Raw genomic sequence first — 17,636 nt, 5'->3', positions numbered from 1 at the left:
TTACCTTTCGCACTTAACTTCCCATTCGTACTAATTTAAATACCTGATTTGTCGTTCCCTTATAGGGCCAGGCGATAATACGCGTACCAATTCCTGTATTGGAACCACGGACATCCAGAACGCGACCATTATATTGATTTTTAATAACATACAAGCCAGAGCCCGCTGTATCAAAATCCCAAAAATGTTGTGGTCGAAAAAGAATTGGGCGTACTGCTGCAAATACATCATACTCATCGGCCACAAAGAGAGATCGTTCCCTTACATTATGTTGATTTGTAATTATGTGTGCGCTGTACTCGGCTTCGTATGTAATACGCCATAAATTTTGAAGAGTATTATTGTCAGGCCATAGAGTGACTATCCGTGGCTCGGCCATACTATTCGTATCCATTTGGATAGTAAGACCGTGATTTAAATTTGTCGCAATTTTATAAAGCCCCTCTACTGTTACTTTTGCCTCAGGCTTCTGGTCATCGCCGTATTTCCGTTCAGAGGCTTCATCGTTATCCTGAGCGGTTTTATCTCGCATGATAAATCTCCTGAGGTCGTCGTGTGGCAGGGGCCCTCCCCGAGCCACCCTCTCCCGAAGTGGCCCCACGCAGTGTTCAATACCGGGGGAAACATATTTATAGAGCCGTTGCTGAATATTTTTACCAGTCTTGCCGAACCGGTCTACTGTCAGAACTTACAGGCCCATAGATGAATTACGAATAGCGAGATGAGTTCTTGGAATACGGCAACTTCACTTAATAACCGTTTGGTAACCCACCAATTCGACAGAGCGTGTGATCGCCCACTCAAAGTAAGCTTGTGTAACAACAGCTTCAGCCACGCGGATGATGCTTCGCGTGCAGGTCCTGCAGCCGCGCCCGGGCGACATGGGTGTAGATCTGGGTAGTGGACAGGTCGCTATGACCCAACAGCATCTGCACCACCCGCAGGTCGGCACCGTGGTTGAGCAGATGCGTGGCGAAAGCATGACGCAGGGTATGGGGCGAAAGGGACTTGCCGATCCCGGCCACTTTGGCTTGGTGCTTGATACGGTGCCAGAACGTCTGGCGGGTCATCTGCTCGCCGTTACGGCTGGGGAACAAGACATCGCTGGGGCGCCCGGCCAGCAGCTCATTGCGGCCATCACGCAGGTAACGCTCCACCCATACAATCGCCTCTTCACCCATCGGCACCAGGCGCTCCTTGCTGCCCTTGCCCATCACCCGCAGCACCCCCTGGCGCAGGTTGACCTGTTCCAGCGTCAGGCTGACCAACTCGGTGACCCGCAGGCCACAGGCATATAACACCTCCAGCATGGCCCGATCACGCTGGCCGATGGCTTCGCTGAGATCCGGTGCCGCCAGCAGGGCCTCCACGTCGGCTTCGGACAAGGATTTAGGCAGCGGACGCCCCAATTGCGGCATTTCCACCCGCAGGGTCGGGTCGACCGCGATGAGCTTTTCCCGCAGCAGGTAGCGATAGAACCCACGCAGGCCGGAGAGAAATCGTGCGGTCGAGCGGGGTTTGTAGTTTTGCTCCAGGCGCCACGACAAATGATCGAGGATCAACTCCCGCCCGGCATGGGCCAGCTCCAGGTTTCTTTCCTGCAACCAGCCATTGAACAACGCCAGGTCGCTGCGATAGGCACCTCGGGTGTTATCCGACAAGCCCTTCTCCAGCCAAAGGGCATCGAGAAACTGGTCTATCAGGGGGTGATCGATCGCAGGCATAGACACTCATGAAGGACTGGTGGCGCGCACGCACCGGAATGGAAAGCGAAAGTATGCAGGGTGCTCAAAGACCAAACTCCAGGCAACAAAAAAGCAGCCCGCAGGCTGCTTTTTTTTTGCATCGGACGCTGGACTTAAGCCAGTTTTTCCTTGATGCGTGCTGCTTTACCGGACAGGTCGCGCAGGTAGTACAGCTTGGCTTTACGCACGTCACCGCGACGCTTGACAGCCATGCTGTCGATTTGCGGGCTGTAGGTCTGGAAAGTACGCTCTACACCAACACCGTTGGAGATTTTACGAACGGTGAAAGCACTGTTCACGCCACGGTTGCGCTTGGCGATAACGACGCCTTCGAATGCCTGCAGACGGGAACGGTCACCTTCCTTCACTTTCACCTGAACGACGATGGTGTCGCCTGGGGCAAAGGTAGGGATTTCTTTGGTCATCTGCTCTGCTTCGAGTGCAAGAATGATTTTGTTGGTCATGCTGTGCTCCTAAGGCAAGTCTTTGGACTTACCATCGATACGTTGTGAACTATCGTCCCGCTCGTGGATATATTCCTCGAGCAGCTTCTTCTCTTCTCCAGAAAGCGAGCGGCTTTCCAGAAGATCGGCGCGTCGTTCCCAGGTCCGACCAAGGGACTGCTGTAAACGCCAACGCCGGATGTGCGCGTGGTTGCCACTCAGCAACACGTCGGGAACACGCTGATCCGCATACACCTCCGGTCGGGTGTAATGCGGGCAATCCAGCAGACCATCCGTAAAGGAATCTTCCTCAGCGGAATCCGCATGCCCTAAAGCTCCAGGCAGCAGTCGTGTAACCGCATCGATCAGGACCATCGCCGGCAGCTCGCCGCCAGACAGTACATAGTCACCAATCGACCACTCTTCATCGACATGAGCTTCAATGAAACGCTCGTCAATGCCTTCATAACGACCGGCAATCAGGATCAATGCATCCGAATTCGCCAGTTCGCGTACCGCCGACTGAGTCAGCTGACGGCCTTGGGGCGACAGGTAGATCACCTTCGCACCCACCCCGGCTGCCGCCCTGGCCTGAACCAGTGCATCTTCCAGGGGCTTGATCTTCATCACCATGCCCGGACCACCGCCAAACGGGCGATCGTCCACAGTGTGATGCCGATCCGTGGTGTAGTCCCGCGGATTCCAACAGGTCAGCTGCAAGAGCTCCTGTTTCACCGCGCGGCTGGTTATGCCGTACTCGCTGATGGCGGAAAACATCTCGGGAAACAGCGTGATGACTTCAACGCGCAAATTGGCCACGTTCAGAAATCCGCATCCCATTCCACCTTCATCTCGCCTGCCTCCAGGTCGACGGCCAACACGCACTGCCCGGTATAGGGCAACAGGCGCTCGCGATCATCCAGGCTGCCGACGCAAGGCTTGACCACCATGACATCGTTCGAACCGGTCTCGAGCAGGTGATCGATTTTCCCGAGCAGTTGCCCGAGTTGGTCGATGACCTTCAGACCCACCAGCTGGTACCAGTAGTACTCGCCGTCGGTCAGTTCAGGGAACAGGTTGCGCGGCACGCAGATCTCATAACCGGCCAGAAGACGTGCTTCTTCGCGATCATCGAGACCCTTGAGCTTCGCGACCAGGAACTTGTCGTTCCCGCGTCCGCTGACCAGCTCAACCTGTTTCACGCTGCCTTCGCGCTTGAGCGTCCAGGCCTTGTAGTTCAACAGGTTCTTGATCGGATCAGTAAAGGAATAAACCTTCACTTCGCCGCGAACGCCATGTACAGAATAGATTTTGCCGACAACGATCAGATCATCAGCATCTTTTGGCGTCGCGTTCATATTGCTCAGGCCGCAGCCTTAGCCGATTCCTTCAACAACTGAGCAACACGCTCAGAAGGTTGTGCACCAACGCTCAGCCAGTAGGCAACGCGCTCTTGGTTCACGGACAGACGAACTTCCTGACCACGGGCGATAGGGTTGAAGAAACCAACCTGCTCTTTGTGGGAACCGTCACGCGGGTTGCGGCTGTCGGTTACGGTCAGGTGGTAAAACGGGCGCTTTTTGGAGCCGCCAAGGGCAAGACGGATTGTTAGCATGTGAACATCGTTCCTGTAGTCGGTGCTGCAAATCTAAATGCACAGCGGGCATGGGTGCCCGAAAGGCCGCATATTCTAAGGAATATCCAGACTTTTGCAAATGACTTTTTCCGGCGAGTGCCGGCCTGCCATTCAGATCTGCCACGTTCAGCGCCCGCCGGAGACGGGTCGGCTGGAGATCCCGCGTCCCCGCGGGCAACGCCGGCAGGATTGCCGGCGCCTGGGATTGGTTACAGCTTGGGCATGCCGCCGCCGGGCAACATACCGCCCATGCCGCGCATCATCTTGGCCATCCCGCCCTTGGCGGAGAATTTCTTCATCATCTTCTGCATCTGCTTGTGCTGCTTGATCAAGCGACCGATATCCTGCACCTGGGTACCGGAGCCCATGGCGATCCGACGCTTGCGCGAGCCGCTGATCAGGTCAGGGTCGCGGCGCTCGGCCGGGGTCATGGAGTTGATGATGGCTTCCATCTGTTTGAACTGCTTTTCGGCCGCGCTCTGGGCGTTGCCCATCTGCGCCAGGTTCACGCCACCGATGCTCGGCAGCTTGTCCATGAGGCCGCCGAGGCCGCCCATGTTCTTCATTTGTTGCAGCTGGTCGCGGAAATCCTCGAGGTCGAAGCCCTTGCCCTTCTTCAGCTTCTTGGCCAGTTTGTCGGCCTTTTCCTTGTCGAGGGTCTGTTCGGCCTGCTCGATCAGGCTGAGCACGTCGCCCATGCCCAGGATGCGCGACGCGATACGCTCGGGGTGGAACGGTTCGAGCGCTTCGCTCTTCTCGCCCATACCAATGAACTTGATCGGTTTGCCGGTGATGGCGCGCACCGACAGCGCAGCACCGCCACGGGCGTCACCGTCGACCTTGGTCAGGATTACACCGGTGAGCGGCAGCGCGTCACCGAACGCCTTGGCGGTGTTGGCCGCATCCTGGCCGGTCATGGCGTCGACCACGAAGAGGGTTTCCACCGGATTGACCGCGGCGTGCAGTGCCTTGATCTCGCCCATCATCTCTTCATCGATGTGCAGGCGACCGGCGGTATCGACGATGACCACGTCGATGAACTTGAGCTTCGCTTCCTTGATAGCCGCCTGGGCGATGTCCACCGGCTTCTGGCTCAGGTCGGACGGGAAGAACGTCACGCCGATGTCGTTGGCCAGGGTTTCCAGCTGCTTGATCGCCGCCGGACGATAAACGTCCGCCGACACCACCATCACTGACTTCTTCTTGCGCTCCTTGAGCAGGCGCGCCAGCTTGCCGGCAGTGGTGGTCTTGCCCGCGCCCTGCAGGCCGGCCATCAACACCACCGCTGGCGGCACGGCGCTCAGGTTCAGGTCTTCGTTGGCAGCGCCCATCAGGCTTTCGAGTTCAGCCTGGACGATCTTCACGAACGCCTGGCCCGGCGTCAGGCTGCGTGACACCTCGGTGCCGACGGCGCGTTCCTTGACCGAATTGACGAAGTCCTTGACCACTGGCAGGGCGACGTCGGCCTCAAGCAACGCCATGCGCACTTCGCGCAAGGTGTCTTTGATGTTGTCCTCGGTCAGTTTCGCCTTGCCGGTGACATGGCGCAGCGTCTGCGAGAGACGGTCGGTTAGGTTTTCAAACATGCGCGATCCTTTCAGGCCCGGATGAGGCCGGGATAATGGCGGCCCAGACCGTGAAAAAATGTGCTCGGCGAGCCTGCGGCGTGGGCAGGTCGCGGATTATAGCGAAGAAGCGTGCGGCGTACACCTGGTGACTCCGGTGGTCTTTCGTACGGTATGGGTTCTATGCCAAACTCAGCGACTTTCGGGCCTGCCTAACAGGATTTATGCTCCCCTTGTCACCCAGCTTGCTTGCCTCCCTCGCCGCCGCCTGCCTTTATGCCGCTGCGACCCTTTACCAAGGCACCCGCCTGGCCTCCGGCGCCAGGGCGAACAAGCGCCTGCTGGTCACGCTCGGCGTGTTGGCGGTGTTCGGCCACGCGGCCAGCCTTTATACCCATCTGATGACGCCGATCGGCCTGGGCCTGGACTTTTTCAATGCCGCCAGCCTGATCGCCGTGGCCGTGATCGGCCTGACGCTGCTGGCCTGCTCGCGCATCCCGGTGGAAAACCTGCTCGTGCTGCTGTTCCCGCTGGGGCTGGCCACGGTGCTGCTGGCGCAGTTCGCGCCATCGGGTACGGTCCAGATCATCGATGAGGAGCCGGGGATCCTGGCTCATATCCTGCTGTCGATCCTGGCCTATGGATTATTTACCATCGCGGTGTTCCAAGCCTTGCTGTTGCTCGTACAGGACCACCAGCTCAAGCACAAGCATCCGTCCGGGCTGATCCGCAATTTCCCGCCCCTGCAGACCATGGAGAGTCTGCTGTTCGGTTTCCTCTGGGCCGGCTGGACCCTGCTCTCGCTGTCGCTGATCTCCGGCTGGCTGTTCGTCGAGAATCTGTTCGCCCAGCACCTGGTGCACAAGACTCTGCTGGCCTGCCTGGCCTGGGTGGTGTTCAGCGTGCTGCTCTGGGGCCGCAACCGTCTCGGCTGGCGCGGCCATAAAGCCATTCGCTGGACCCTGGCCGGTTTCTGCCTGCTGATGCTGGCGTATTTCGGCAGCAAACTGGTCCGTGAATACATCCTGCATATCTGACGGACGGCGCTGATGGATAGGTTGCCCGCGGGGCCGCTGTTGGCCGTACTGGTGGTGCTGATCCTCTGGTCAGCCCTGTTCACCGCCATCGAAGCTGCCCGGCAGCACCTGCTGGCCAAACGCAGGGCTTCGCGTGCCGGCGATAAACCGTCGGCGAGACTGAGCTTTCCCCTGACCAGCCTGATCCTGTGCAATACCCTGTGCCGCACCCTGGCGGTGGTGATCTGCACCTTGCTGGGTATTTTCACCTGGCTGGAAAACGGCCCGTGGGTCGCGTGGCTCGCCAGCGGTGCGATGCTGCTGGTCTTTGCCGATTACCTGCCGCGCATCCTGGCCACCCGTCACCCCGATGCGGTACTGGCATTGGGCAACGCCTTGCTGGGCGTGCCCTTGAAAATGGTCTATCCGCTCGCCTGGTTGTTGGACGGCCTCAGCAAATTGCTGCTGCGCCCCTTTTCCCGCAAGGCTGTCGTCGTGCAGCAAAGCGACGACGAAATGCCGACGCCGCCGCGTACCGAACAGGAACATGAACATGGCACAGGACGCCCCCACGGGGCTCCCGGCATCCATGCCCTGGACAACATCACCGTCAACGACATCCTGGTGCCCCGCAGCGAAGTCGACGGCATCAACCTCGATGACCCCATCGAGGAAATCATCGAACAACTGCTGCTGAACCGTCGAACCCGGTTGCCGGTCTTCCACAGTGACATCAACCAGGTCGAAGCGGTGCTCAACACCCGCCAGGTCCGCCATTTGCTGGCGGACGCAAGCCTGACCAAGGAAGCGTTGCTCGCCGCCTGCCACGAACCTTACTTCGTACCCGAAAGCACGCCGCTGCAGCTGCAACTGCTGAACTTCCACAAGCAACAGCGACGCCTGGGCATGGTGGTGGATGAATATGGCGAGGTGCTGGGCATCGTTACCCTGGAAGACATCCTTGAAGAGATCGTCGGCGAGTTCGAAAACGAGCACAACCTCGACAACCCGCACGTTCATCCCCAGCCCGATGGGCGTCTGATGATCGATGGCGCGGCGTCGATCCGTGAATTGAACAGAGCCCTCGGTTGGCACTTACCCTGCGACGGTCCCAAGACACTCAACGGGCTGGTGACCGAAGCGCTGGAAACCATCCCCGAAAGCCCGGTATGCCTGAAGATCGGTCGCTACCGGCTGGAAATCATCGAAACTGTGGACAATCGTGTCAGCCAGGTGCTGATGTGGCATAACGGGTCGGTGCCAAGCGTCGCCTGAGTTCTGGATAGAATCACTGCGGGAACAAGCCCTGCTTCTGCAGCATTCAGGTCTTCCCCAAAGCGTTCAACAATAATAAATCGCTCCAACGGAGCACATGACTGTCAGGGATAACTGCATGACGACCACTACCCTCAACGACACCGCGGCGGCCCAGCCGACGAACTCCACCACCCGCGTGGCGACTGCAAGCTTCATCGGCACGGCCATCGAATTCTATGACTTCTACGTGTATGCCACGGCTGCGGCCCTGGTGATCGGGCCGGTGTTCTTCCCGCAGACGTCGGGTACGGCACAGATGCTGTCGTCCTTCCTGACCTTCGGCATCGCCTTTCTCGCACGGCCGCTGGGTTCGGCGCTGTTCGGCCATTTTGGCGATCGGATCGGGCGCAAATCCACCCTGGTGGCCTCTCTGTTGTTAATGGGCATCTGCACCACCCTCATCGGCGTGCTGCCCGGCTACGCCAGCATCGGCGCCTGGGCACCGATCCTGTTGTGTCTGCTGCGCTTCGGCCAGGGGTTGGGGCTGGGTGGTGAATGGGGCGGCGCCGCGCTGCTCGCCACCGAGAATGCCCCCAAGGGCAAGCGGGCCTGGTTCGGCATGTTTCCTCAACTGGGCCCCTCCATCGGTTTCCTGGCGGCCAACGGGCTGTTCCTGAGCCTGGCCATGGGTCTGGACGACGAACAGTTCCGCTCCTGGGGCTGGCGCATTCCATTCCTGCTCAGCGCCGTGTTGGTGATCGTCGGCCTCTACGTGCGCCTCAAGCTCCATGAAACACCGGTCTTTGCCAAGGCCATGGCTCGCCAGGAACGGGTGAAAGTGCCGTTGGTGGAACTGTTCAGCCAATACTGGGCCCCGACACTGCTGGGCGCGGCGGCGATGGTGGTGTGCTATGCGTTGTTCTATATCTCCACCGTGTTCTCGTTGAGCTATGGCGTAGCCACCCTTGGCTACAGCCGCGAGACGTTCCTCGCCTTGCTTTGCTTTGCCGTGCTGTTCATGGCCGCCGCCACGCCATTGTCGGCCTGGGCCAGCGATCGCTTGGGTCGCAAACCGGTACTGATCGTCGGAGGGGTGCTGGCGATTGCCTCGGGATTTCTCATGGAGCCGCTGCTGACTCACGGTTCGACCTGGGGTGTCGCCCTGTTCCTGTGCATCGAGCTGTTCCTGATGGGCGTGACCTTTGCCCCCATGGGCGCTCTACTGCCAGAGCTGTTTCCCACCCATGTGCGTTATACCGGCGCCTCGGCGGCTTATAACCTGGGCGGCATCGTCGGTGCCTCGGCCGCACCGTTCTTCGCCCAGAAGCTGGTGGCGATGGGCGGCTTGAGCTATGTCGGCGGCTATGTGTCGGCGGCAGCGTTGCTGAGCGTGATCGCCGTGCTGTGCCTGAAGGAAACCCGCCATAACGATTTGAACCAGATCGCCTGAAACCCGCGTGGCGAGGGGCCCACCCCTCGCCACCCCCCCCTGTCGCCAAACCTGTCACAAACCTGAACACCTTCCAATGAAATAATCGCTAACAGTCCCCGCCCATTGAAACCGTCCTCTACCTGCCCCATCTAAGACGCATATTCCATTGCGCAGGTGCCCCATGAGCGACCAGCACTCTACTGAAGCCACGAACGACTACGCGGATTCCGAACACATCGAACACACCGTTTCCGGCACCGGCCTGGCGCTGCCCGGCCAGAGCCTGCCGGACAAGGTCTACATCATTCCCATCCACAATCGCCCGTTCTTCCCGGCCCAGGTCCTGCCGGTCATCGTCAATGAAGAGCCCTGGGCCGAGACCCTGGAACTGGTGGCCAAGTCCGAACATCATTCCCTGGCGCTGTTCTTCATGGACACGCCCCAGGAAGACCCGCGTCATTTCGACACCTCGGCGCTGCCGCTGTACGGCACCCTGGTCAAGGTGCACCATGCCAGCCGCGAAGCGGGCAAACTGCAATTCGTTGCCCAGGGCCTGACCCGCGTGCGCATCCGTACCTGGCTCAAACATCATCGCCCGCCGTACCTGGTGGAAGTCGAGTACCCGCACCAGCCGAGCGAGCCGACCGACGAGGTCAAGGCCTACGGCATGGCGTTGATCAACGCGATCAAGGAGCTGCTGCCGCTCAATCCGTTGTACAGCGAAGAACTGAAGAACTACCTCAACCGCTTCAGTCCCAACGATCCCTCGCCCTTGACCGACTTTGCCGCCGCCCTCACCTCCGCCACCGGCAATGAATTGCAGGAAGTACTCGACTGCGTCCCCATGCTCAAGCGCATGGAAAAAGTCCTGCCGATGCTGCGCAAGGAAGTGGAAGTCGCGCGGCTGCAAAAAGAGATCTCCGCCGAGGTCAACAGCAAGATCGGCGAACATCAGCGCCAGTTCTTCCTCAAGGAGCAGCTCAAGGTCATCCAGCAGGAACTGGGGCTGACCAAGGACGACCGCAGCGCCGACCTCGAACAGTTCGAGCAACGCCTGGAGGGCAGGGTGCTGCCGGCCCAGGCCAAAAAACGCATCGATGAGGAAATGACCAAGCTGTCGATCCTGGAGACCGGCTCACCGGAATACGCCGTTACCCGTAACTACCTGGATTGGGCCACCTCGGTGCCGTGGGGCGTCTACGGCCAGGACAAGCTCGACCTCAAGCATGCTCGCAAGGTCCTCGACCAGCACCATGCCGGCCTGGACGACATCAAGGACCGCATCCTGGAATTCCTCGCCGTGGGTGCCTACAAGGGTGAGATCAGCGGTTCCATCGTGTTGCTGGTGGGCCCGCCGGGCGTGGGCAAGACCAGCGTGGGGAAGTCCATCGCCGAATCCCTCGGCCGGCCGTTCTACCGTTTCAGCGTCGGCGGCATGCGCGACGAAGCCGAGATCAAGGGTCATCGCCGTACCTACATCGGCGCCCAGCCGGGCAAGCTGGTGCAGGCCCTCAAGGACGTAGAGGTGATGAACCCGGTGATCATGCTCGACGAGATCGACAAGATGGGCCAGAGCTACCAGGGCGACCCGGCCTCGGCCTTGCTGGAAACCCTCGACCCGGAGCAGAACGTCGAATTCCTCGACCATTATCTGGACATGCGCCTGGACCTGTCCAAGGTGTTGTTCGTGTGCACCGCCAACACTCTGGACTCGATCCCCGGCCCGCTGCTGGATCGGATGGAAGTGATTCGCCTGTCCGGCTACATCACCGAGGAAAAAGTCGCCATCGCCAAGCGCCATCTCTGGCCCAAGCAGTTGGCCAAGGCCGGCGTATCCAAGGGCAGTCTGACTATCAGCGACAGCGCCCTCAAGACCCTGATCGACGGTTATGCCCGTGAAGCCGGGGTGCGCCAGTTGGAGAAGCAATTAGGCAAGCTGGTGCGCAAGGCGGTGATGAAGCTGATTGAAGATCCCAAGGCGGTCATCAAGCTCGGGCCGAAAGACCTCGAGGCCTCCCTGGGCAAGCCGGTGTTTCGCAACGAACAAGTGTTGTCCGGCGTTGGAGTGATCACCGGCCTGGCCTGGACCAGCATGGGCGGCGCCACGTTGCCCATCGAAGCGACACGCATCCATACCCTCAATCGTGGCTTCAAGCTCACCGGGCAACTGGGAGAGGTGATGAAGGAATCGGCGGAGATCGCCCACAGCTACGTCAGCTCGCACCTGAAGCAGTTCGGCGGTGACCCGAAGTTCTTCGACGAGGCGTTCGTGCACTTGCATGTACCGGAAGGCGCTACTCCCAAGGATGGCCCGAGCGCCGGCGTGACCATGGCCAGCGCACTGCTGTCCCTGGCCCGCAACCAGCCACCGAAGAAAAGCGTCGCCATGACCGGCGAACTCACTCTCACCGGGCACGTGCTGCCGATTGGCGGCGTGCGGGAAAAAGTGATCGCGGCGCGACGGCAGAAAATCTTCGAGCTGATCCTGCCCGAAGCCAACCGGGGCAACTTCGAAGAACTGCCGGACTACCTCAAGGAAGGTGTCACGGTGCATTTTGCCAAGCGGTTTGCGGATGTGGCGAAGGTGTTGTTCTGAGGGTTTTATAGACGCTGTACCGGCCTCATCGCGAGCAGGCTCGCTCCCACAGGGTTTGGTGTGGATCACAAATGCTGTGAACACCACAAATACCCTGTGGGAGCGGGCTTGCCCGCGAAAACGTCATCAGCCACAACCCCTGCTCACCTGACACACCTAGTAGCATCTTCGGTTATGCTCCCCATTCGTCGTGAACGCCGGAGCCCCTATGTCCCCCACCCGCCTGCTCGTCCCCTTGAGCCTCGTCTTGCTGAGCGCCTGCGCCACGCAGTCGAAACACAACGTGACCGTGGAAAAGCTGAGCGAATGCCCGGTTCGGCTCAACAACGGACAGAACCTGATCCTGAGCCTGCCCAGCAATCCCAGCACCGGTTATCGCTGGGCAGTCCAGGATTCGGCCGGCGGTGTTCTGAAAGCACTGGGCCCCGAGGTATACCGCAACCCGGAGGACGCCGGCATCGTCGGAGCTGCCGGGGTTTCAACCTGGCGCTTCCAGGCATTCAACCTGGGCACCGGCCGGCTGCGCCTGACTTATCAACAGCCCTGGGCCCCTGAAGTGCCGCCCGTGGAGACCTTCGACTGCGCTATCGCGGTGAAATGAGCATGGGCTGGCTGATCCTCGCTCTGATGGGAGCGGCCACCTACCTGTATGGCCTGAGCGTGCATGCCTCGCTGCTGTGCCTGCTGGTCAAGCCGATGCCGGTGTTGGCGCTGCTGGGCTGGCTGCACGACGCGCCGCCCGGCGACTATCGACGCGGGATCAGTCTGGGGCTGATTTTTTCGCTGGCGGGCGATGTGCTGCTGGCGTGGCCGGGCGACTTGTTCGTGTTCGGCCTTGGCGCGTTTCTCCTGGCGCACCTGGCCTACCTGAAAGCCTACCTCAGCGATTGCCGCCAGCCCGCATTGCTTACGCTGGCCCTGGCCTTGGGCATCGGCGCGGTGTTGTTGGGGATCCTGATATCCAGCGGCCTCGGGCCGTTGCTGGTTCCAGTGATTGTCTACGGCCTGGCCATCAGCGCCATGCTCTGGCGAGCCCTGGCACGCCTGGGTGGTGCGGTACCCAAGCGCTCGGCGTGGCTGGCCGCTGCGGGAGCGCTGGCGTTCGTCTTTTCCGACAGCCTGATCGGCATCGACCGGTTCGTGACCCCCTTCCCCGCTGCGCCTTACCTGATCATCATCAGTTACTGGCTAGGCCAGTGGGGCATCACCGCCTCGGCTTTCCCCCGCAAGTCCTGCCGAACCACTGGCGATAGCGGTCTGTCGGCAAGCTGATCCGTCGCCGTCGCGAGCAAGCTCGCTCCCGCAGCTTTTTTGGTTAAAATGCCGGCCTTTTCACCACCCATGCCGCTGGAATCGCCGTGAGCAAAGAGTCCGACCGCCTATTCGCCCAACCCCTGGCCCAAGTGCCTGACTTCGCGTTCAACGAGGACGTGGTGCGGGTGTTTCCAGACATGATCAAGCGTTCGGTACCAGGCTACCCGACCATTGTCGAAAATCTTGGCGTACTCGCCGCGCAGTTCGCCCAGCCGGGCAGCGTCCTCTATGACTTGGGGGCGTCCCTGGGCGCGGTGACCCAGGCGTTGCGCCGCCATGTGCGCACCGACGGTTGTCGGGTGATCGCTGTGGATAACTCGGCGGCCATGGTGGAGCGCTGCCGCGAATACCTCAACGGCCAGAACTCGATGTTCCAGGAGCTGCTGCCGGTGGAAGTCATTGAAGGCGACATCCTGGCCCTGGACTTCCAGCCGGCTTCGGTGGTCGCGCTGAACTTCACCCTGCAATTCATTCCGCGGCCGCAGCGCACCGAGCTGCTGAGCCGAATCCGCCAATCCCTGTTGCCCGGTGGCGCCCTGATTCTCTCGGAAAAACTGCGTTTCAACGACCCCGAGGAACACGCCCTGCTCACCGACCTGCACGTGGCGTTCAAGCGTGCGAATGGCTACAGCGAACTGGAAATCGCCCAGAAGCGCAGCGCCATCGAAAATGTCATGAAGCCCGACAGCCTCGAAGAACACCGCGAACGCCTGCTGGCGGCCGGGTTCTCGAAAGTCGTGCCGTGGTTCCAGTGTCTTAACTTCGCCTCGTTGATTGCCCTGCCATGATCGATCTGTCTCCCCTCGCCCGCCGTCTGGCCGGTACCCCCCTGGCCGACTGGGCCGCGACGCTGCAGTCGCAGCTCGATATCAAGATGCATAAAGGCCATGGCGATCTCGAACGCTGGCAGAACGCCCTGGATGCCCTGCCGTCGCTGCAACCGACCCGGGTCGACCTGCTGAACAGTCTGACGCTCGACACCGATTGCAGCGATGAAACCCGCGCCCAGATGCGCACCGCCCTGATGGGCCTTTCCCCATGGCGCAAAGGCCCGTTCGATCTGTTCGGCGTGCACGTGGACACCGAATGGCGTTCGGACTGGAAGTGGTCACGGGTGGCACCGCACCTGGACCTCAAGGGCAAGCGCATTCTCGACGTGGGATGCGGTAACGGCTACTACATGTGGCGAATGCTGGGGGCCGGGGCCGACACCGTAATCGGCGTCGACCCCAATTGGCTGTTCTTCTGCCAGTTCCAGGCGGTGCAGCGCTACCTTTCGCAGCCCAACGCCTGGCACCTGCCGTTCCCCTTCGAAGATCTGCCGCCGGACCTCGAAGGCTTCGATACGGTGTTTTCCATGGGCGTGTTCTACCACCGCCGCTCGCCGATCGAGCATTTGCTGGCCTTGAAAGACTGCTTGGTGAAGGGTGGTGAGCTGGTACTGGAAACCCTGGTAATCGAGGGCGACGAGCACCAGGTACTGGTGCCCGAAGACCGCTACGCGCAGATGCGTAACGTCTGGTTCCTGCCGTCGGTTCCAGCCCTGGAGCGCTGGCTGCGCCGGGCCGGGTTCAGCGACGTGCGGTGTGTGGACGTGAGCCTGACCACCGTCGAGGAACAGCGCAGCACGGAGTGGATGAAGTATCAATCACTGAGTGACTTCCTCGACCCCGAGGACCACAGCAAGACCATCGAAGGCCTGCCGGCGCCGATGCGGGCGGTGATTGTGGCGCGTAAATAAATAGTCCAAATAACCCCAAAACCCTGTTTCAGTCTGCCGGTTTGGCTCTACGCGCCTTGAAAAACTCGCTCAGCACCGTGCTGCATTCCTCAGCCAGTACCCCACCCTCGAACATCACTCGGTGATTCAGGAAACCCTGGCTGAAGAACTGTCCTTGGCTCTGAACGATACCGGCCTTGGGTTCCAGGGCGCCGTAGACGACTCGGGCAATGCGTGAGTGGACGATCAGGCCGGCGCACATGCTGCACGGTTCCAGCGTGACGTAGAGCGTACTGCCGGGCAGGCGATAGTTGCTCACGGCCTGGGCCGCGGCGCGGATGGCGACCATTTCCGCATGAGCACTCGGGTCGTGGCCGCTGATCGGGCAATTGAAACCGCGGCCAATGATCTCGCCATCCTGCACCAGCACCGCCCCCACCGGCACCTCGCCCAGGGCCGCACCTTGCGCGGCGAGGGCCAGGGCTTCGCGCATGAAGTCCTGGTCACGGCTGCGGTCGATGATCCGGGCGGGACGAATCTGGCGCATCACGCCACCTCGATGGCGGCCATCAGGCCGGTTTCCATGTGATCGATCACGTGGCAGTGGAACATCCATACCCCAGGGTTATCCGCCACCAACGCCACCTGTGCCCGCTCGTTCTTGCCCAGCAGGTAGGTGTCGGTGAAGTAGGGAATGACCTTGTGCCGATTGGACGCGATCACCTTGAAGCTCATTCCGTGCAGATGGATCGGGTGCTGGTACTGGGTCATGTTCTTCAATTCGAAAATGTAACTCTGGCCTTTCTTCAGCGTGGCGATCGGCCGATCAGCGCAGGTCTTGTCGGTAATGTCCCAGGCTTTGCCGTTGATCTGCCACAGACTCGGCGGCTTGCCGTTGTCCACATTGACCGACACCGAACCGACCCACTCGAAATTGAAGTTGAGTTTCTCGGCATTGGCCAGGTCCGGCTCTGACACCGGGTTGGCCGGCAGCGCGGGCGGCCAGGCGGTGGGCGCATCGTTGTTGGGCACCGAACGCAGGGTGCCCAGTCGCACCGGGCCATTGCGCAACGACAGTTCTTGCCCGGCCGGTGGTGCCTTGATCGCCAGGCAGATGCGCATGCCCGGGCCGAGCCAGTATTCCTTGCCCAGCGGCCGGGGATCGACGGGATTGCCGTCCAAGGCGTAGATCTGTGCTTCGACACCTGGAATGTTGATGCGGTAGGTCAGCGTGTTGTCCAGGTTGAGCAAGCGTACCCGGGTAATCTGCCCGGCAGGCAGGTCGATCACCGCCTGCGGCACGCCGTTGATCGTCGCCAGACGCCCAGCCGTACCACCACGGGCGGCTTCACGGGGAATGCTGAATTCAACGAACTGACCTTGCTCGTCCACATGCCAGCTCTTGAGGCTCAGGGTCTGCTCGTACTTGAACCCGGTGGGCTCGCGTTCCTCGACGATCAATGGCCCCACCAGCCCCCGCCCGAGCTCTTCGCTGCTGTTGACGTGCGGGTGATACCAATAGCTGCCGGCGTCCGGCACACGGAACTTGTAATCGAAGTATTCCCCCGGCAGCACCGGGAGTTGCGAGACATACGGCACACCGTCCATTTCCAGTGGCAGGCGGATGCCGTGCCAATGGATCGTGGTCGCCACCGGCAGGTGGTTGATGAAGCGCACCCGCAGCCACTCGCCTTGGCGCACCCGCAACTCAGTGCCCGGCGCCGACGGGCCGAACGCCCAAGCCTGGGTCTTGTGCCCGGCCACCAACTCGACATCCAGGGGCGCCGCGATCAACTCATAGTCATGGCCAGCGTCGGCATCCGCCCGCTTACCCAACCAATACCGCGATGCGCCTCCCGCGCCTACGCCCACGACAACAAGACCGACCAGGCCTCCGAGTATTTGGCGACGGGTGAAGGACATGTACGCAACTACCTCTGAATCCGCGACGGACCGGTGGGCCCGCAAAAGGCGAATACGATACACCTGCACTTGAGAAATATTAAGTGAAGGATTGTCGCGGATAAGTAATGTCAGCTCGCCGGTTTGCGTGCCGTGACAATCCATGCCGCGCCGTCAATCACCACCGACCGTTCGCCGGGGAGACCCGCGAAGGCGGCGCGAACCGCGGCCCAGGCGTGGGCGCGGATGTCGTCGGGCTGATCCGCGAGCACAAGCGACAGCGGGCCACCTTCGAATGCCATCTTCACCGCGTCGTCGATCGCCGCGTCCCGAGTCTCGCCTTGGCCGAACGAGATGGAAGCATCGAAGGGCGCGATAGTGATATCGGTGAAGCCGGCCGCCGTCAGGATGCGCTCCACGCGCCCCCGGTCGCCGAACGAGAATGGGCCGGGCGCTTCGGGACCGGGGGGCGCGGGCAACGGGACAATGTCCTTGATCGCTATCATGGGCAGACGCACCCAATCATTCTCGGCCACGCCGCGCCAGCAGACGAAAGCGACCCGCCCGCCCGGTCGGAGCGCGCGTCGCATATGAGTGAACGCCGCTGTCGGATCGTCGAAGAACATCACGCCGAAACGCGAGAACAGGATGTCGAACGCGCCCTCGGGCAGCTCGTCGCTGCTGGCGTCGGCCACATGGAACAGGACCGGCGTGTCCTGTGGCGCAAGCGCGCGCGCACGACCGATCAACGGCTCGGATATGTCCACGCCCAGCACTTGGCCGCCCGCGCCGACGCGGGCGGCCAGATCCAGACTCGATGCGCCCGCGCCACAGCCGACGTCCAGTACACGCTCACCCGTCGCGGGCACGGCGGCTTCGATCGCGGCCTGGCCAAATGCTGCAAACATGGCGTCGAGCCGGGCCTGGTTGACGGCCCAATACTCTCCGCTTTGGCCATTCCAGTCGGCGACCTGATAGGCTTTTTGCTCTGTCATGACATTTCCTCGTAC

At 60.9% G+C, this 17,636-nt stretch carries 18 protein-coding genes; 8 read left to right on the top strand and 10 right to left on the bottom strand.

What is annotated here, in order from left to right; all coding sequences use genetic code 11:
• Positions 1-13: 13 nt before the first annotated feature.
• The 7 genes from AD666_RS26040 to ffh all read right to left on the bottom strand — a co-directional run bounded on the left by AD666_RS26040 (position 14) and on the right by ffh (position 5,410).
• A complete protein-coding gene (locus AD666_RS26040; protein ID WP_082339780.1) occupies positions 14-532 on the bottom strand; it encodes an RICIN domain-containing protein in 519 nt (172 codons plus the stop codon).
• Positions 533-827: 295 nt separating this feature from the next.
• Complete coding sequence (xerD, locus tag AD666_RS13800; protein ID WP_053152603.1) at positions 828-1,724, bottom strand: site-specific tyrosine recombinase XerD; 897 nt, start codon at positions 1,722-1,724, stop codon at positions 828-830.
• Positions 1,725-1,858: 134 nt separating this feature from the next.
• On the bottom strand, positions 1,859-2,209 hold the full coding sequence (gene rplS / locus AD666_RS13795; protein WP_003175895.1) for a 50S ribosomal protein L19: 351 nt from the start codon (positions 2,207-2,209) through the stop codon (positions 1,859-1,861).
• Positions 2,210-2,218: 9 nt separating this feature from the next.
• Positions 2,219-3,028 carry a tRNA (guanosine(37)-N1)-methyltransferase TrmD gene (gene trmD, locus AD666_RS13790; RefSeq protein ID WP_172679629.1) on the bottom strand — a complete coding sequence of 270 codons (810 nt, stop codon included), beginning with the start codon at positions 3,026-3,028 and terminating at the stop codon, positions 2,219-2,221.
• Positions 3,010-3,546: a ribosome maturation factor RimM gene (rimM, locus tag AD666_RS13785; RefSeq protein WP_053152601.1), complete on the bottom strand. Its 537-nt coding sequence runs from the start codon at positions 3,544-3,546 to the stop codon at positions 3,010-3,012. Before rimM ends, trmD begins: the two co-directional genes overlap by 19 nt.
• Before the next feature lie 5 nt (positions 3,547-3,551).
• Positions 3,552-3,803, bottom strand: coding sequence for a 30S ribosomal protein S16 (gene rpsP, locus AD666_RS13780; RefSeq protein ID WP_007927680.1), 252 nt, complete (start codon positions 3,801-3,803; stop codon positions 3,552-3,554).
• Between the two features lie 230 nt (positions 3,804-4,033).
• Entirely contained in the window at positions 4,034-5,410 is a 1,377-nt protein-coding gene (gene ffh / locus AD666_RS13775; protein WP_053152599.1) for a signal recognition particle protein, read from the bottom strand.
• A gap of 203 nt (positions 5,411-5,613) precedes the next feature.
• On the opposite strand from ffh, the gene AD666_RS13770 reads away from it, so the two are divergent.
• From AD666_RS13770 to cmoB, 8 genes are all read left to right on the top strand, one after another.
• The gene (locus AD666_RS13770; RefSeq protein WP_053152597.1) at positions 5,614-6,426 is read left to right on the top strand and encodes an inner membrane protein YpjD; all 813 of its coding nucleotides are present in this window, start codon (positions 5,614-5,616) and stop codon (positions 6,424-6,426) included.
• Between the two features lie 12 nt (positions 6,427-6,438).
• Positions 6,439-7,680 carry a transporter associated domain-containing protein gene (locus AD666_RS13765; protein WP_053152595.1) on the top strand — a complete coding sequence of 414 codons (1,242 nt, stop codon included), beginning with the start codon at positions 6,439-6,441 and terminating at the stop codon, positions 7,678-7,680.
• 118 nt (positions 7,681-7,798) lie between these two features.
• Complete coding sequence (locus tag AD666_RS13760; protein WP_053152593.1) at positions 7,799-9,112, top strand: MFS transporter; 1,314 nt, start codon at positions 7,799-7,801, stop codon at positions 9,110-9,112.
• Positions 9,113-9,275: 163 nt separating this feature from the next.
• Entirely contained in the window at positions 9,276-11,690 is a 2,415-nt protein-coding gene (lon, locus tag AD666_RS13755; RefSeq protein WP_053152591.1) for an endopeptidase La, read from the top strand.
• A gap of 208 nt (positions 11,691-11,898) precedes the next feature.
• On the top strand, positions 11,899-12,291 hold the full coding sequence (locus tag AD666_RS13750; protein WP_053152589.1) for a protease inhibitor I42 family protein: 393 nt from the start codon (positions 11,899-11,901) through the stop codon (positions 12,289-12,291).
• 2 nt (positions 12,292-12,293) lie between these two features.
• Positions 12,294-12,962 carry a lysoplasmalogenase gene (locus tag AD666_RS13745; protein ID WP_053152587.1) on the top strand — a complete coding sequence of 223 codons (669 nt, stop codon included), beginning with the start codon at positions 12,294-12,296 and terminating at the stop codon, positions 12,960-12,962.
• 86 nt (positions 12,963-13,048) lie between these two features.
• Complete coding sequence (gene cmoA, locus AD666_RS13740) at positions 13,049-13,792, top strand: carboxy-S-adenosyl-L-methionine synthase CmoA (protein ID WP_053152585.1); 744 nt, start codon at positions 13,049-13,051, stop codon at positions 13,790-13,792.
• Positions 13,789-14,745, top strand: coding sequence for a tRNA 5-methoxyuridine(34)/uridine 5-oxyacetic acid(34) synthase CmoB (gene cmoB, locus AD666_RS13735; protein WP_053152584.1), 957 nt, complete (start codon positions 13,789-13,791; stop codon positions 14,743-14,745). The genes cmoA and cmoB overlap by 4 nt, the downstream gene beginning before the upstream one ends.
• 28 nt (positions 14,746-14,773) lie before the next feature.
• Here the strand turns inward: cmoB and tadA are convergent, their stop codons facing one another.
• The 3 genes from tadA to AD666_RS13720 form a co-directional block, all read right to left on the bottom strand.
• On the bottom strand, positions 14,774-15,271 hold the full coding sequence (gene tadA, locus AD666_RS13730; RefSeq protein WP_053152582.1) for a tRNA adenosine(34) deaminase TadA: 498 nt from the start codon (positions 15,269-15,271) through the stop codon (positions 14,774-14,776).
• Positions 15,271-16,647 (bottom strand): multicopper oxidase family protein, encoded by a 1,377-nt coding sequence (locus tag AD666_RS13725; RefSeq protein WP_053152580.1) that lies wholly within the window; start codon positions 16,645-16,647, stop codon positions 15,271-15,273. Before AD666_RS13725 ends, tadA begins: the two co-directional genes overlap by 1 nt.
• Positions 16,648-16,757: 110 nt before the next feature.
• A complete protein-coding gene (locus AD666_RS13720) occupies positions 16,758-17,621 on the bottom strand; it encodes a class I SAM-dependent methyltransferase (protein ID WP_053152578.1) in 864 nt (287 codons plus the stop codon).
• Positions 17,622-17,636: the final 15 nt, after the last annotated feature.

This window comes from Pseudomonas sp. Pf153 (assembly GCF_001269775.1).
In the GTDB taxonomy this organism is placed as follows: domain Bacteria; phylum Pseudomonadota; class Gammaproteobacteria; order Pseudomonadales; family Pseudomonadaceae; genus Aquipseudomonas; species Aquipseudomonas uvaldensis.
Note: the sequence above shows the minus strand (reverse complement) of the source record. Positions and strands in the feature narration are given on the sequence as shown.